This window comes from Thalassobaculum fulvum, assembly GCF_014652915.1.
In the GTDB taxonomy this organism is placed as follows: Bacteria; Pseudomonadota; Alphaproteobacteria; order Thalassobaculales; family Thalassobaculaceae; genus Thalassobaculum_A; species Thalassobaculum_A fulvum.
This window is the reverse complement of record NZ_BMZS01000001.1, coordinates 199862-214731: the sequence shown is the minus strand read 5'-3', so window position 1 is coordinate 214731 and position 14870 is coordinate 199862. Positions and strand designations below refer to the sequence as shown.

The window sequence follows — 14870 nt, the reverse complement described above, 5'->3', positions numbered from 1 at the left end:
CTCAATCGTCGACGACGATCACGTGCAGCCGGCGCGGGCCGTGTGCGCCCATCTGGATACGCTGCTCGATGTCGCCGGTGCGCGACGGGCCGGTGATCAGGTTGACGGTCCGCGGCATGCCGGCGCCGGCCGCCGCCGCCCCGGCCTCGGCACGGGCCGCCCGCAGCTTCGACCAGGCGTCCTCCAGCGGGCCGACCACCTGGCTGCGCCGAACCACCGCGACGTGGTTCTCCGGCAGGAAGTTGAGCCCGGTCGGGGTCGGCGCGTCGGACAGCAGCATCAGCGTGCCGGTCTCGGCGACCGCCGCGAACACCGGGGTGACGCTGGTGTCCTCGGAGCCGTCGGCGGTGCCGGTCTTGACCTCCATGGTCGGCGCCTTCGACCAGTCGAGGCCGTTGGCCAGGGCCGGGGCCTGGACCAGCCGGGCCGGCAGGTTCTCGCGCTGCAGCCAGGCCGCGATCCGGCCCGGAACCTCCGCCATCGACGCGACCTCGTCGACCGAGCAGGCCGCCTCGCCGAGCTTGCCGACCAGCTGGCGGGCCAGCCCGTCGCGGTCCAGCCCGGCGGTCCGGTCGGGGATCAGGTTGCGGGACGGGGTCGCCAGGCGCCGGTGCAGCCGGGCCGCGTCCTCGCCTTCGAGCGCCCCGCGCCCGAGCGACTTGCGGATCGAGCCGAGGATCTGGTCGCGCGCCGAACTCATCGCCCGGTTCCCCCGCTGCCGCGGCGTTCCGCCCCCTGCCGTTCCGCCCACAGGGTGTGGAAGGTCCTGCCTTCCGGCGCCGGCAGGTCGCGCACCCCGGTCCAGCCGCCGGCCATCGGCAGGCTCTTGAAGCGGCCGGCCCGGCGGCCGAGGGCACCGAGGGTCCACGCCGCCATTCCGGTGACGAAACGGTACAGCGACGGCCGGGTCGCCAGGAACGACCACAACGACAGCCCGGCCCGCACCGTGCCGGGCGCCAGGCCGCGCTCGTACTCGCGGGTCCGGTAGTGGCGCATCATCTTCGGCAGCGGGATCCGCATCGGGCAGACGCTCTCGCAGCGCCCGCAGAAGGTCGAGGCGTTCGGCAGGTGCCCGGCCTCCTCGACGCCGATCAGCGACGGCGTCAGCACCGCGCCCATCGGCCCCGGATACACCCAGCCATAGGCGTGGCCGCCGACCGCGGCGTAGACCGGGCAGTGGTTCATGCAGGCGGCGCAGCGGATGCAGCGCAGCATCTCCTGGAACTCGGTGCCCAGCATCGCCGAGCGGCCGTTGTCCAGCAGCACGACGTGGAACTCCTCGGGCCCGTCCAGGTCGCCGGGGCGCCGCGGCCCGGTCGAGAAGGTGGTGTAGACCGACATCTCCTGGCCGGTCGCCGAGCGCGCCAGCAGCCGCAGGATGGTGGCGGCGTCGTCCAGGGTCGGAACCACCTTCTCCAGGCTCGCCACCACCACATGGGCCTTGCCGAGGAGCTGGGTCATGTCCCCGTTGCCCTCGTTGGTGACGATCACGGTCGAGCCGGTCTCGGCGATCAGGAAGTTGGCGCCGGTGATGCCGACATCCGCCTGGAAGTAGCGGTCGCGCAGCTTGGCCCGGGCCTCGTCGGTGAAGTCCCGCGGCTCCTCGAGCCGGCGGTTCGGGTCGAGGTCGCTGTGGTGCCGGCGGAAGTCGTCGGCGATCTGCTCGCGGGTCACGTGGATCGCCGGCGCGATGATGTGGCTCGGCGGCTCGTGGCGGAGCTGGATGATGTACTCGCCGAGGTCGGTCTCGACCGGCTCGATGGCGTTGGCCTCGAGGAACTCGTTGAGCCCGATTTCCTCGGCGATCATCGACTTGCCCTTGGTGACCGTCCGGGCGTTGCGCCGCCGGCAGATCTCCAGGATGGTCTGGCGCGCCTCGGCCGGGGTCCGGCACCAGTGCACCACGCCGCCGGCCTCGGTCACCCGCTCCTCGAAGCGCTCGAGGTAGAAGTCGAGATTGGCCAGGGTGTGGTTCTTGATGTCGCGTCCGGCGTCGCGCAGCGCCTCGAACTCCGGCAGTGCGGCGATGACCTGGCGGCGTTTCTCCTGGAAGCCGGTCTTGATGTTGCCGAGGGCGCGCTGCAGCGTCGCGTCCTGCAGGGCGTGATGGGCGTTCTGCTTGAACGAGCGGCTGGTCGACTGCATTGCCGTCACTCCCGACCGGGCTCGCCGATCGCCGGGCCGTCGGCCATGCCGGCCAGCACCTCGGCGACGTGACGGACCTTCGTTCCGGATCCGAGACGGGAGAGTTTGCCCGACATGTTCAGCAGGCAGCCGAGATCGCCGGCCAGCAGCGTGCCGGCGCCGGTCGCCGACACGTCCCTGGCCTTCTCGGTCACCATCTTGTCGGAGATCTCCGGGTACTTGACGCAGAAGGTACCGCCGAAGCCGCAGCAGATCTCGGCGCTCGGCAGTTCGGTCAGGCTCAGCCCCTCGACGGTGCCGAGCAGGCGGCGCGGCTGGGTCTTGACCTGCAGCTCGCGCAGGCCCGAGCAGGAATCGTGGTAGGTCACGGTGCCGGGGAAGGCGGCGTCGACCCGCTCGACGTTCAACACGTCGACCAGGAACGACACCAGCTCGTGGGTGCGCTTGGCCAGGTGCTGGGCCCGCTGGGCGGTCTCCGGCTCGTCGGCGAACAGCTTCGGATAGTGCTCGTGGATCATGCCGGCGCAGGAACCGGACGGCGCCACCACGTAGTCGAAGCCCTCGAAGGCGTCGATCACGCCGCGGGCGACCGCCCTGGTGTCGGCCATGTCGCCGGAGTTGTAGGCCGGCTGGCCGCAGCAGGTCTGGGTCGCCGGCACCTCGACGGTGCAGCCGGCATCCTCCAGCAGCTTGACCGCGGCGAACCCGACGGTCGGACGGTACAGATCGACGAGGCAGGTGACGAACAGGCCGACGCGCGGGCCGCTACCGGGCATGGACGGGGCTCCGGATTGAATTCAGTACACCGTCGGCTAGCACGCTGCGGGCAGACGGGCAAGCAGAGTGGCCGGGCAAGCGGGGTGGTGGCGCCCGGCAAGCGGTCAGCCCTTGCGGTTCGGATCGACCCCGTTCGGCAGCAGCAGCCAGTAGCGGCCCTTGGCCGCCATCGGGCCGGCCAGCGCCTCGGCCGGCTTCCCGGCACCCCAGAACACGTCGGCGCGCACCGGGCCGCGGATCGCGCCGCCGGTGTCCTGGGCGATCATCAGGCGGCGCAGCGCCGGGCCGGCATCGGTCGGGTAGGCGACGTCGACCCACAGCGGCGCGCCGAGCGGCAGGTGCCGGCGGTCGACCGCCAGGCTGCGGCCCGGGGTCAGCGCCACGCCGGCGGCCCCGACCGGGCCGTCGCCGGTCAAGCGGCGGAAGAACACATAGGACGGGTTCCGGTCCATGAGCTCGCGGCGCCGTTCGGGGTGGGCCGCCAGCCAGTCGCGGATCGCCTGCAGCGACATCTTCTCCTTCGGCACCTCGCCCTCGGCGATCAGCCAGCGGCCGATCGCGTAGTAGGGGTGGCCGTTGGTGCCGTCGTAGCCGACCCTGAGGCGGCTGCCGTCCGGCAGGATCACCAGGCCGGAGCCCTGGATGTGCAGAAAGAAGGCGTCGACCGGATCGGCGAGGTAGAGCAGCGGCTCGGCTTTGCCGGCGATGCCGCCGTCCTCGATCGCCGCCCGGTCGGCATATGGCACCAGCCGGCCATTCTCGACTCTTCCGGCGATCCGCTCGCCCTTCAGGGATTCCCGGAACGCGCCGAGATCGACGTCGATCAGGTCCGGCGGCCGTTTGTACAGGGTCACCGGATAGCCGGCGGCCTTGCGCAGGGACCCTGCCAGTTCGGGCTCGAAATAGCCGGTGAACAGGTCGTCCTCGGGCTTGTCGTCGCGGGCCCGCCAAACCGTGAAGGCGCCGGCGAAGAACCGCCGCACGGCATCGGGATCGTTGGCGTCCACCGCCTCGCCGGCCCGGCAGACCGGCGCCCAGTCGGCTCTCGTACCGAACCGCCCGTCCGGCCCGACCGCCCGGCTCTGGTCGCCGCGCAGGATCGGGCCGCAGGTGCGGCGGAAGGCGGCCAGCGCCGGTCGCGGATCGTCCTGTTCCCAGCCCGGAAGATCGGCCACCGAGGCGGGCTCGACGATGAGCCGCTCGGCCGCCTCCGGGGTCGGTTCGCGGCCGCAGGCCGACAGCAGCAGCGCGACCGCCAGCAGCGCCGCGGCGGCCGTGCCGCGCCTTCCCGACCCCCTGGGCTCAGTCCTCGGGAACACGGGTCGCGACCAGCTCCCAGTTGGGATCGCGGGACCGGATGTCGCGCGCGAACGTCCAGATGTCGGTCAGGATCTCGATCCGGTCGGGATCGCCCTCGATCGCGTCGCCGGCGGCGTTGCGGGTCACCTTGACCTGCTCGGTGACGAACTCGACCGTGACCTTGGCGAAATGATTCTCCAGCGCCGCTTCGACGATGTCGGCGGAGCGGATGGTGACGATGGTGGTCTCCTGCACCTCGCCGGCCTTCTCGCGGGCCTCGATCGCCGAGGCGAAGCCGCCGTACAGCTCGCGCGACAGCAGCGGCCGCAGGGCGTCGACGTCACCCTTGGCATAGGCCTCGACCACCATGGCGAACGCCGCCTTGGCGCCGTGCAGGAATTCGCGCTCGTCGAAGGTCTCGTCGGCCAGCTTGATGCGCATGACGCCGGCGGCCATCGGGTTTTCCGGCCCGGCGTCGTCGTCGGGCGGGCCGGCGACCTCGGCCGCGCGCTCCGGCAGCCGGACCACGTTGCCGTTGTCGTTGCTCTGCGCGGGTTCCGAGAACGGATCCGGGCGCCGCCGCTCATGGCCGGTACGCCGGCCCAGCACGCTCCTCAGCTTGAAGATGACGAAGCCGGCGAACAGCGCGAGAAGTATGATGTCGAGGAACGGCACACCGTTTCCCATTGTGATCGCGGCTCGGCGCCTGGACCGGGCCGCGCCCCCACGTTTAGAGTGGCCGCCGCGATCGTACCCCACCCGGTACACGACCGCGACGCCGGAGCGGTCTCCGGACGCGTCCGGTCTAGATAGGGCCTGCACTTCGGAAGGGCAAGCATGGGCTTCCTGGTTTTGCTGGTCGTGCTCGGCCTGCCGGTCGTCGAAATCTGGCTGATGATCGAGATCGGGCGGGACATCGGGGCCTTGCCGACGGTCGCGCTGATCCTGGCGACGGCTGGGCTCGGCATGTTGCTGTTCCGGGTCCAGGGCATGGCCACCCTGGCCCGCGTGCAGGCGCATCTCGATCGCGGCGAGGCGCCGGTCGGCGAGCTGCTGTCCGGCCTCGGTCTCCTGGTCGCCGGGCTGATGCTGCTGATTCCCGGGTTCCTGACCGACGCGATCGGCCTGGTCCTGTTCATTCCGCCGGTCCGGCGCCTGCTGATCGGCACCGGCCTCGCCTGGGCGCTGGCGCGCGGCGAGACCCGCATCTGGACGTCGCGAACGCGTGGCGGCGGGCACGGGGGCGGGCGCGGCGATGGAAGGTCGGGAAGCGGTCCGATCATCGACGGCGACTTCCAGGACGTGACCGGGGCGCCGGACACCCCGGGCAGGCCGGATACCCAGGTTGGGCCGGATCCCCGGCGGATCGACCGCGACGACCGCAGGAGTTGACGCGATGTACTTCGTCCGCCACGGCCAGAGCGAATTCAACGTCCATTTCGCGAAAACCCGGATCGATCCCGGGATCGAGGACCCGGCCCTGACCGAGCTCGGGCGCCGGCAGGCTCGCTCGGCCGCCGCGGCGCTTGCCCCGCGCGGGCCGGTCCGGATCGTCGCCAGCCCGTACCGGCGGACCCTGGAAACCGCCGCGATCCTGGCCGAGGCCCTCGGCCTGCCGGTCGAGGTCGATGCGCTGGTGCGGGAGCGCTGCTGGTTCGCCTGCGACATCGGCACGCCGGCCTCCACGCTGCGCACCCTGTGGCCGCATCTCGACTTCGACCGGCTCGGCGAGCGCTGGTGGCCGGCGCACGGCGAGTCCGAGGCCCAGCTGTCGGCCCGCTGCGGGGTTTTCGCCAGCCGCCTGCACCGCGCGACCGACTGGGGCGAGACCGTCTACGTCAGCCACTGGGGGTTCATCCGGGGGCTGACCGGCCTGACCGTCGGCAACGGTACGGTGGTCGAGATCCGGCCCGGTCCGGACGCCTCGGTTGTACACTCTCCGGAACCGTGTTAGGCGACCGGCCATCACCAGCAACGGGAAGCGTTCGCGCCATGTCCGACACCTCCGGGGCCCAGCCCGCCGTCGCGCTGCCGATCCAGATCCACGCGCAGTACGTCAAGGACCTGTCGTTCGAGAACCCTCGGGCGCCGGCCAGCCTGCAGCCGCAGAGCGAACAGCCGCGGATCGAGGTGAACGTCGACGTCCAGGCCGCCAAGGTGGCGGACAATGACATCTACGAAGTGACGCTGCGGGTCACCGCGTCGGGCACCAGCGCCGGCAACCAGCTGTTCCTGGCCGAGCTGTCCTATGGCGGGCTGTTCACCCTGCAGGGCGTTCCCGAGGACTCGCTGCACCCGGTGCTCCTGATCGAATGCCCGCGGATCCTGTTCCCGTTCGCCCGCGCGATCATCGCCGACGTTACCCGCGACGGCGGTTTCCCGCCGCTGCTGATCCAGCCGGTCGACTTCGCCGCGATGTACCGGCAGAGCGCCGAGCAGGGCGCCAGCAGCGGCCGCGCCACGCCGGCTTCCGAAGGCCTGATCCTGCCGCCGGAGGCCTGACGCCGGGGCCCGCGGGCAACGGTTCGGGTCAACCGGCCGGCTGAGCCGCGAGCCAGAGCGGTTCCTTGAGCGATTCGAGGAACGCCCGGTGGGCGGCGAGTTCCTCCGCGCTCGGCGCGTGCGGACGCGGCTCGCGGTACGGTCGGACCGCCTGCTCGACCGTCCGGCTGCCGGCCGCCCCGCCGTCCGTACCCGCTTCGGTCGCCAGCGCCAGATCCGGCTGGCGGCCGCCGATCAGCTCGAGATAGACCGCCGCCAGCAGGTCGGCGTCCAGCAACGCTCCGTGCAGGGTGCGGTGGCCGTTGTCGATCTCGAACCGCCGGCACAGCGCGTCCAGGCTGACCTGGGCGCCCGGGTACTTGCGGCGGGCCAGCTGCACGGTGTCGAGGGCCTGGCTCATCGGGATCTCCGGCCGGCCGAGGCGCCGCAGTTCGCTGTTGATGAACTTCATGTCGAACGCCGCGTTGTGGATCACCAGCACGGCGTCGCCGAGGAACTCCACGATCTCGTCGGCCAGCGCCGCGAACACCGGGTAACCGGACAGGAACTCGGTCGAGAGGCCGTGCACCTCGAACGCGGCCTGCGGCATGTCGCGCTCGGGATTGATGTAATGGTGCAGGGTACGGCCGGTCGGCACGTGGTTGATCAGCTCGAGGCAGCCGATCTCGACGATCCGGTCGCCGGTCTCGGGGTCCAGGCCCGTCGTCTCCGTGTCGAGCACGATCTCGCGCATTCCGGTTCCTCGTTCCGTCGCAGTTTCCGAACCAGCCGTTTGAGCCGCCGCATGGTGACCGCCCGGCCGAGCCCGGTCGGGATCACCACGTCGGCGCGCCGCCGCTTCTCGGCGTCCGGCATCTGTTTCGCCAGGATAGCCGCCAGCCGCGACTCCGTCATCCCGGGACGGGCCATCACGCGCTGACGCTGCAGCCAGGCCGGCGCGCTCACCACCGCCACCAGGTCGCAGTGCCGGTGGCCGCCGCCTTCCAGCAGCAGCGGCACGTCCAGCACCGCGACCGGCACCCGCCGCCGCCGGCACCGGGCCAGGAACCGCGCGGTCTCGTGCTTGACCAGCGGGTGCACGATCGCCTCCAGCCGGGCCAGGGCCGCCGGATCGCCGAACACCCGGGCCCCGAGGGCAGCACGGTCGACCGCCCCGTCCTCGACCACCCCGGGGAACGCCGTGTCGATCGCCGGCACCGCCGCCCCGCCCTTGGCCAGCAACCGGTGCACCGCCGCGTCGGCATCGTGCACCGGCAGGCCCAGCCGTCGCAGCATGCCGGCGGCCGTCGACTTGCCCATGCCGATGGAACCGGTGAGGCCGAGCACCTTCATCAGCGGGCCAGCACCCCGTGGGCCCGCAGGAAGTCGAGCAGCGGCAGCAGCGGCAGGCCGAGCACCGTGAAGTAGTCGCCCTCGACGGCGGTGAACAGCTGGGCCCCGAGCCCTTCCAGCTGATAGGCGCCGACCGACGACCGGACATCCTCGCCGACCGCGTCGAGGTAGCTCTCGATGAAGGCCTCGCTCAGCGGCCGCATCCGCATCCTGACGGTTTGCGACGCGTGCCAGATGCGCGAGCCGGCACGCGCCACCACGACGCTGGTGACCAGGCGGTGGTCGCGGCCGGCCAGCGCCTGCAGGGTGGCCCGGGCATGGTCGCGGTCGGCCGGCTTCTCGAACCAGACGCCGTTGCAGTCGAGCATCTGGTCGGAACCGATCACCAGGGCGTCCGGATGCCGCCGCGACACCGCCATCGCCTTGAGCTCGGCCAGCGCCGTCGCGACGTCCTCGGTCGACGCCCCTTCGGCACCGAGGGATTCCCGGACCGCGGCCTCGTCGACGCCGGCCACCACCACGCTGAACGGCACGCCGGCCGCCCGCAGCATCTGGGCCCGGAACCGGCTGCCCGACGCCAGCACGACCGGCACCGTCTCGGCCGCCGGGCCGGGCAGCGCGACCCGCGGGTTATCCATTGTCGTTGTCTCCGGTCTCGAGGTGCTGCAGGACTGCCGCCGCGGTCTCCTCGATCGAACGTCGGGTGACGTCGATCACCGGCCACCCGTTGCGCTCGAACATGCGGCGCGCGTCGGCCACCTCTCGGCGGACCTGCTCGAGCGCCACGTAGTCGGTCTCCTCGCGCTGCTTCAGCATCAGCACGCGGTTGCGGCGGACCTGGATCAGACGGGTCGGATCGGTGGTGAACGCCACCACCAGCGGCTTGCGCAGATGAAAGATCTCGTCCGGCGGATCGATGCCCGGAACGATCGGCACGTTGGCGGTCTTGTAGCCGCGGTTGGCCAGGTACAGCGAGGTCGGGGTCTTCGAGGTCCGCGACACGCCGACCACCACGATGTCGGCGTCCTCGAGATCGTGGACGTGCTGGCCGTCGTCATGCGCCAGGGTGTAGTCCATCGCTTCGATCCGCCGGAAATACGCGGCGTCCAGCTCGTGCTGGCGACCCGGCCGGCCGTGGGACTTCAGGCCGAGGTGACTGCCGAGCGCCGACAGCACCGGGTCGAGGATGGCGATGCACGGCACTTCGAGGCGCCGGCACGCCTCCTCCAGCCGGCGCCGCAGCTCCGGCTCGACCAGGGTGAACAGCACCGGTCCCGGATGCGCCTCCAGCCCGGCGATCACCTTGTCGAGATAGCTGCGGGTCCGCACCAGGGACCAGACGTGCTCCTTGGCACGGACACCGTCGAACTGGACGAGGCAGGCCCTGGCGATCTGGTGGTTGGTCTCGCCGGTCGCGTCGGACACCAGGTGGATGTGCAGGGTCGGCGGAGAAATCATGCACAGCGCCTTGGGGACAGGGTGTGGGCCAGGCAGGAGCTTATCCCCACCGGCGTCCGATCGCTCGAAGATATGCCGAACCGCCAGTCGCGCAACCGCCGGGATTCCCACCGGTGGACGACTCCGACAGGGTAGCCTGCAAGCCGGGGAGAAATCCGTTTCACGGGAAACATCCCCGTTATCCACGGTTTTCGAGTCCGGGCGCCCATTCCCCGATCCTGCGGGAGTCCGGGAACCATCCACCGCCGGCAGCGACGCGATCCGCCGGTGTCGTCGAACCCGATCGGGCTGTGGACGATTCCCGGGACTGCCGGTAATCCCCGGACTTCCACCCGCCAACTACCACCTCCCTTCATTTTCTAAATAAATAGGGTAGTGATAGGGATCACCGACGGAGCCCCACCGGATGACCCGATCCCCGTTTCTGCGTGCCCTCGCCGGCGAGACCCTCGACACGCCTCCGATCTGGCTGATGCGTCAGGCCGGACGCTATCTGCCGGAGTATCGCGAGGTTCGGGCCAGGGCCGGCAGTTTCGTCGACCTGTGCCTGGCGCCCGAGCTGGCGGCCGAGGTGACCCTGCAACCGATACGGCGGTACGGGTTCGATGCGGCGATCCTGTTCGCCGACATCCTGATGGTTCCGTACGGGCTCGGCCAGCCGCTGCGCTTCGAGACCGGCCGCGGCCCGGTGCTCGAGCCGATCCGCGACCGGGCGGCTGTGCCTGGCTTCGATCCCGACGCGTTTCACGGCGCGGTGGGGCCGATCTACGACACCGTGGCCCGGGTGCGGGCGGCACTCGGTCCGGAGACGGCGCTGATCGGCTTCGCAGGGTCGCCGTGGACGGTGGCGTCCTACATGGTCGAAGGCGGCAGCAGCCGCGACTTTGCCGCCTTGAAGCTCTGGGCGTTTCGGGATCCGGACGGTTTCGGCGCCTTGATGGAGACGATCGTCGAGGCCACGATCGCCTATCTGGATCGGCAGATCCGGGCCGGCGCCCAGGCCGTCAAGCTGTTCGACAGCTGGGCCGGGGCGGCGCCCGAGACGCTGTTCGAGCGCTGGGTCGTTCAGCCGACCGCGGCGATCGTGCGGCGGTTGCGCGGGATGCATCCGGACGTACCGATCATCGGGTTCGCCAAGGGCGCGGGGGCGTTGACCCGGGGCTACGGCTCGGCAACGGGCGTCACGGCCCTGACGCTGGATTCCAGCATTCCGCTGGCGATGGCCTGCGCATTGCAGGCCGAGCGCCCGGTCCAGGGCAATCTCGATCCGATCGCCCTGCTCGCCGGCGGACCGGCACTGGAGTCGGAGACCGACCGGATCCTCGAGGCGCTCGGCGGCGGGCCCTTCGTCTTCAATCTCGGGCACGGCATCGTGCCGCAGACGCCGCCGGAGCACGTGGCCGCTCTGGTCGCGCGGGTACGCGGCTGACCGGCCCGGCCGTCCATCCAGGGGGAGGGAAGCATGGACTGGTATCCGGTGGTGAAGGCGCTGCACGTGATCAGCGTGATCGCCTGGATGGCCGGCATGTTCTACCTGCCGCGGCTGTTCGTGTACCACGCCGAGGCCGGACCCGGCACGCCGCAGTCCGAGACCTTCAAGGTGATGGAGAGGCGGCTGCTGCGGGCCATCATGAACCCGGCGATGATCGCCACCTGGGTGTTCGGGATCGCCATGCTGGCGATGGTGCCGGACTGGCTTTCGGATGGTTGGATGCACGCCAAGCTGACCCTGGTGGCGGCGATGACCGTGGTGCATCATCTGTACGGCCGCTGGCGCAAGGCGTTCGAGCGCGACGAGAACGTCCGGCCGTCCAGGTTCTACCGGATCTGGAACGAGGCCCCGACGCTGTTGCTGGTCGGGATCGTGTTCCTGGTGATCCTGAAGCCGTTCTGATCGGCCCGGGCAGGGGACAGTCCCGGCCTTTGTATACAGAACTCCGTGATTGACAAGGTGAACGGGTTTCGGTAACGCGTTTAGAAAACCCGCCACAAGGCGGTGGCAACTCCTTCCGGAACAACTCGCCCCGACACGACACTGGCCGCTGGCCGGTGAGACCGGCAGAACCGAAGCGCCGAGTCGTTCCGCCAATCCATAAGTTCGGATCCAATGAATCTCCAAGAACTGAAATCCAAGTCGCCCGCCGATCTTCTGGCCTTTGCCGAAGAACTCGAGATCGAGAACGCCAGTACCCTGCGAAAGCAGGACATGATGTTCGCGATCCTCAAGCAGTTGGCCGACAACGACGTTCCGATCTATGGTCAGGGTGTGCTGGAAACGCTGCCCGACGGCTTCGGTTTTCTGCGATCGCCTGAGTCCAACTACTTACCGGGTCCGGACGACATCTACGTGTCGCCGAGCCAGGTCCGGCGTTTCGGCCTGCGGACCGGCGATACCGTCGAAGGCGAGATCCGGGCCCCGAAGGACGGCGAGCGCTATTTCGCGCTGCTGAAGGTCAACTCGATCAACTTCGAGGACCCGGAAGCCGTCCGGCACCGCATCAACTTCGACAACCTGACCCCGCTGTATCCCGACAGCAAGCTGAAGCTCGAGCTGCCGTTCAAGCCCGAGAACAAGGAATACACCACCCGGGTCATCGACCTGATCTCGCCGCTCGGCAAGGGCCAGCGCGCGCTGATCGTGGCGCCCCCGCGAACCGGCAAGACCGTGATGCTGCAGAACATCGCGCACGCGATCGCCGAGAACCATCCCGAGGTCTACCTGATCGTGCTGCTGATCGACGAGCGGCCGGAGGAAGTGACCGACATGGACCGCTCGGTGAAGGGCGAGGTGATCTCCTCGACCTTCGACGAGCCGGCGACCCGCCACGTGGCGGTCACCGAGATGGTCATCGAGAAGGCCAAGCGCCTGGTCGAGCACAAGCGCGACGTGGTGATCCTGCTGGACTCGATCACCCGCCTGGCGCGCGCCTACAACACCGTGGTGCCGTCGTCCGGCAAGGTGCTGACCGGCGGTGTCGACGCCAACGCCCTGCAGCGGCCGAAGCGGTTCTTCGGTGCCGCCCGGAACATCGAGGAGGGCGGCTCGCTGACCATCATCGCGACCGCGCTGATCGATACCGGTTCGCGCATGGACGAGGTCATCTTCGAGGAGTTCAAGGGTACCGGTAACTCGGAGATCATCCTGGACCGCAAGCTGGCCGACAAGCGGACCTTCCCGGCGATCGACATCACCCGCTCCGGCACCCGCAAGGAGGAGCTGCTGGTCGACAAGCCGACGCTCTCGAAGATGTGGGTGCTGCGCCGAATCCTCATGCAGATGGGCACGGTCGACGCCATGGAGTTCCTGGTCGACAAGCTCAAGCACTCGAAGAACAACTCAGATTTCTTCGACGCCATGAATTCCTAGGGTGGGGACTGCCGTCGCCCGGTAGGTCCCGGATCGCTGCCAAAGCAGCGTCCGGGATGAGGAGCAAGGGCGAGCACATCCTTACCGAACCTCATCCCGGCCGTAGCAGCTTGCTGCGGAGCGCCGGGACCCACCCGCCGCTCCGCCCTGGTCGAAACGTCTCCTACGGCAGGATCACCGTCGAGCCGGTGGTCTTGCGGCCCTCCAGGTCCTGGTGCGCCTTGACGATATCGGCGAGCGCATAGGTCTGCTCGATGTTGATCTTCACCTTGCCGGAAGAGACCGCGGCGAACAGGTCGGCCGCCATCTCGTCGAGGCCCGCCTTGGTGGCGGTGAAGGTCATCAGGGTCGGCCGGGTGAACTGCAGCGAGCCCTTGGCCGCGAAGATCCCGAGGTCGACCGGCGGGATCGGCCCCGAGGACTGGCCGAAGCTGACCATCATGCCGCGCGGCCGCAGCACGTCGAGCGACTTCGGCCAGGTGTCCTTGCCGATCGAGTCGTAGACCACGGGCAGCTTCTTGCCGCCGGTGATCTCCAGGGTCTTCTCGACGAAGTCGTCGCGGCTGTAGACGATCGGGTGGTCGCAGCCATTGGCCTTGGCGAGCTCGGCCTTGGCGTCCGACCCGACGGTGCCGATCACGGTCGCGCCGAGGGCCTTGGCCCACTGGCACACGATCAGGCCGACGCCGCCGGCGGCAGCATGGATCAGGATCGTGTCGCCGGCCTGCACCTTATAGACCTGCCGGATCAGGTACTGCGCGGTCATGCCCTTAAGCATCATCGCCGCGGCGGTCTTGTCGTCGACGCCGGCCGGCACCTTCACGACCTTGCTCGCCTCGATGTTGCGGGCCTCGGAATACGAGCCCGGCGGCGGCGCGGCATAGGCGACCCGGTCGCCCACCGCGAAGTCTCTGACCCCGTCGCCGACCGCGGCCACCGTGCCGGCGCCCTCCATGCCGAGGCCGTGCGGCAGCGCCAGCGGGTACAGCCCGCTGCGGTGATAGGTGTCGATGTAGTTCAGGCCGATCGCGGTGTGCCTGATCTGGATCTGGCCGGCGGCCGGGGCGGCCAGCTCGATATCCTCGAGCTGCATCACCTCGGGGCCGCCGGGCTTATGGAAACGGATGGCCTTGACCATGGTCCAAGTCTCCCAGTGGACGATGTTTCGTACGGACTCTGACGGTGCCGTCGTGCCGAACCTAGGGTGGGACGGCCGGGCCGGAAAGGCCCGGCGCGGCAGGACATATGTGCCGCGCCGGGAGCGATCAACCCAGGTTGGCGGCCAGGAAGTCGCGGGTGCGGCCGTTCGCCAGGTCGGCGGAGGCCTTGTCGTAATGCTTGCCGCCGACCCGGGCGAAGGCGTGGTCCTGCCCCGCGTAGACATGGACGGTCGCCTTCGGGTGCTGCTCCAGGACCGGGACGAACTTGGCCTGGGCCTCGGGCGGCACGAAGCCGTCGTTCTCGGCGACGTGGCTGAGATACGGCTTCGTGATGGCGCCGGCCTCGTCGATCATCCCGTCCAGCCCGACGCCGTAGTAGCTGACGTTGGCGTCGGAATCCGAGCGGGCCGCCATCAGGTAGGCCAGCTTGCCGCCCAGACAGTAGCCGACCGAGCCGGCCTTGCCGGTGCATTCCGGCATTCCCCGGACGTGGTCGAGGGTGGCGATCAGGTCCTGCACGCCGTTGTCGACGTCGAACTTGCCGAACAGGTCGAAGGCCTTCTGCCACTCGGCCTCGGTCTGGTCGGTAATGTCGACGCCGGGCTCGATGCGCCAGAAGATGTCAGGGCAGATCGCCACATAGCCCTGGGCGGCGAAGGAATCCGTCAGGTCGCGCATGACCTTGTTGACGCCGAAGATCTCCTGGATGACCACCAGGCCGGGCGCCGGGGTCCTGGCGGGCATCGCCACATAGGCCTGGAACGTTCCGCCGTCCTTGGCCTTGACGGTCACATGGGGCATGGGTGCCTCCCTCTCGGGGTTGGTGACGG

At 69.7% G+C, this 14870-nt stretch carries 17 protein-coding genes; 6 read left to right on the top strand and 11 right to left on the bottom strand.

The features are described 5' to 3' along the window. Position 1: 1 nt before the first annotated feature. From IE246_RS00985 to IE246_RS00965, 5 genes are all read right to left on the bottom strand, one after another. Positions 2-700, bottom strand: a complete 699-nt coding sequence (locus IE246_RS00985; RefSeq protein ID WP_189987036.1) for a LutC/YkgG family protein — start codon at positions 698-700, stop codon at positions 2-4. After that, positions 697-2145 carry a LutB/LldF family L-lactate oxidation iron-sulfur protein gene (locus IE246_RS00980; protein ID WP_189987035.1) on the bottom strand — a complete coding sequence of 483 codons (1449 nt, stop codon included), beginning with the start codon at positions 2143-2145 and terminating at the stop codon, positions 697-699. Before IE246_RS00980 ends, IE246_RS00985 begins: the two co-directional genes overlap by 4 nt. Positions 2146-2150: 5 nt before the next feature. Further along, positions 2151-2921, bottom strand: a complete 771-nt coding sequence (locus IE246_RS00975; RefSeq protein WP_189987034.1) for a (Fe-S)-binding protein — start codon at positions 2919-2921, stop codon at positions 2151-2153. A 105-nt stretch (positions 2922-3026) separates the two neighbouring features. After that, positions 3027-4241 carry a murein transglycosylase A gene (gene mltA / locus IE246_RS00970; RefSeq protein WP_189987033.1) on the bottom strand — a complete coding sequence of 405 codons (1215 nt, stop codon included), beginning with the start codon at positions 4239-4241 and terminating at the stop codon, positions 3027-3029. Continuing rightward, on the bottom strand, positions 4225-4896 hold the full coding sequence (locus IE246_RS00965) for a Tim44/TimA family putative adaptor protein (protein ID WP_229836192.1): 672 nt from the start codon (positions 4894-4896) through the stop codon (positions 4225-4227). The genes mltA and IE246_RS00965 overlap by 17 nt, the downstream gene beginning before the upstream one ends. A 162-nt stretch (positions 4897-5058) precedes the next feature. On the opposite strand from IE246_RS00965, the gene IE246_RS00960 reads away from it, so the two are divergent. The 3 genes from IE246_RS00960 to secB are packed head-to-tail and all read left to right on the top strand — an operon-like array spanning position 5059 to position 6723. Continuing rightward, a complete protein-coding gene (locus IE246_RS00960; protein WP_189987031.1) occupies positions 5059-5613 on the top strand; it encodes an FxsA family protein in 555 nt (184 codons plus the stop codon). Positions 5614-5617: 4 nt separating this feature from the next. Next, a complete protein-coding gene (locus IE246_RS00955; protein ID WP_189987030.1) occupies positions 5618-6175 on the top strand; it encodes a histidine phosphatase family protein in 558 nt (185 codons plus the stop codon). Between the two features lie 38 nt (positions 6176-6213). Continuing rightward, positions 6214-6723: a protein-export chaperone SecB gene (gene secB / locus IE246_RS00950; RefSeq protein ID WP_189987029.1), complete on the top strand. Its 510-nt coding sequence runs from the start codon at positions 6214-6216 to the stop codon at positions 6721-6723. A 28-nt stretch (positions 6724-6751) separates the two neighbouring features. Here the strand turns inward: secB and dnaQ are convergent, their stop codons facing one another. Genes dnaQ through IE246_RS00930 form a run of 4 tightly spaced genes read right to left on the bottom strand, consistent with a single transcriptional unit; the run spans position 6752 to position 9513 of the window. Beyond that, on the bottom strand, positions 6752-7456 hold the full coding sequence (dnaQ, locus tag IE246_RS00945) for a DNA polymerase III subunit epsilon (protein ID WP_189987028.1): 705 nt from the start codon (positions 7454-7456) through the stop codon (positions 6752-6754). Then, complete coding sequence (coaE, locus tag IE246_RS00940) at positions 7369-8055, bottom strand: dephospho-CoA kinase (protein WP_189987027.1); 687 nt, start codon at positions 8053-8055, stop codon at positions 7369-7371. Before coaE ends, dnaQ begins: the two co-directional genes overlap by 88 nt. Further along, a complete protein-coding gene (locus tag IE246_RS00935; RefSeq protein ID WP_189987026.1) occupies positions 8055-8693 on the bottom strand; it encodes a Maf family protein in 639 nt (212 codons plus the stop codon). The genes coaE and IE246_RS00935 overlap by 1 nt, the downstream gene beginning before the upstream one ends. Continuing rightward, positions 8686-9513 (bottom strand): pyruvate, water dikinase regulatory protein, encoded by an 828-nt coding sequence (locus IE246_RS00930; protein ID WP_189987025.1) that lies wholly within the window; start codon positions 9511-9513, stop codon positions 8686-8688. The genes IE246_RS00935 and IE246_RS00930 overlap by 8 nt, the downstream gene beginning before the upstream one ends. 406 nt (positions 9514-9919) lie before the next feature. On the opposite strand from IE246_RS00930, the gene hemE reads away from it, so the two are divergent. The 3 genes from hemE to rho all read left to right on the top strand — a co-directional run bounded on the left by hemE (position 9920) and on the right by rho (position 12880). Next, complete coding sequence (gene hemE / locus IE246_RS00925) at positions 9920-10942, top strand: uroporphyrinogen decarboxylase (RefSeq protein WP_189987024.1); 1023 nt, start codon at positions 9920-9922, stop codon at positions 10940-10942. A gap of 33 nt (positions 10943-10975) precedes the next feature. Then, on the top strand, positions 10976-11407 hold the full coding sequence (hemJ, locus tag IE246_RS00920) for a protoporphyrinogen oxidase HemJ (RefSeq protein ID WP_189987023.1): 432 nt from the start codon (positions 10976-10978) through the stop codon (positions 11405-11407). Between the two features lie 213 nt (positions 11408-11620). After that, the gene (gene rho / locus IE246_RS00915; protein ID WP_189987022.1) at positions 11621-12880 is read left to right on the top strand and encodes a transcription termination factor Rho; all 1260 of its coding nucleotides are present in this window, start codon (positions 11621-11623) and stop codon (positions 12878-12880) included. A gap of 163 nt (positions 12881-13043) precedes the next feature. Here rho and IE246_RS00910 read toward each other — a convergent pair whose 3' ends face one another. Both IE246_RS00910 and IE246_RS00905 read right to left on the bottom strand, forming a co-directional pair. Beyond that, on the bottom strand, positions 13044-14018 hold the full coding sequence (locus IE246_RS00910; protein ID WP_189987021.1) for a quinone oxidoreductase family protein: 975 nt from the start codon (positions 14016-14018) through the stop codon (positions 13044-13046). A 127-nt stretch (positions 14019-14145) separates the two neighbouring features. After that, positions 14146-14841: a dienelactone hydrolase family protein gene (locus IE246_RS00905; RefSeq protein ID WP_189987020.1), complete on the bottom strand. Its 696-nt coding sequence runs from the start codon at positions 14839-14841 to the stop codon at positions 14146-14148. Positions 14842-14870: the final 29 nt, after the last annotated feature.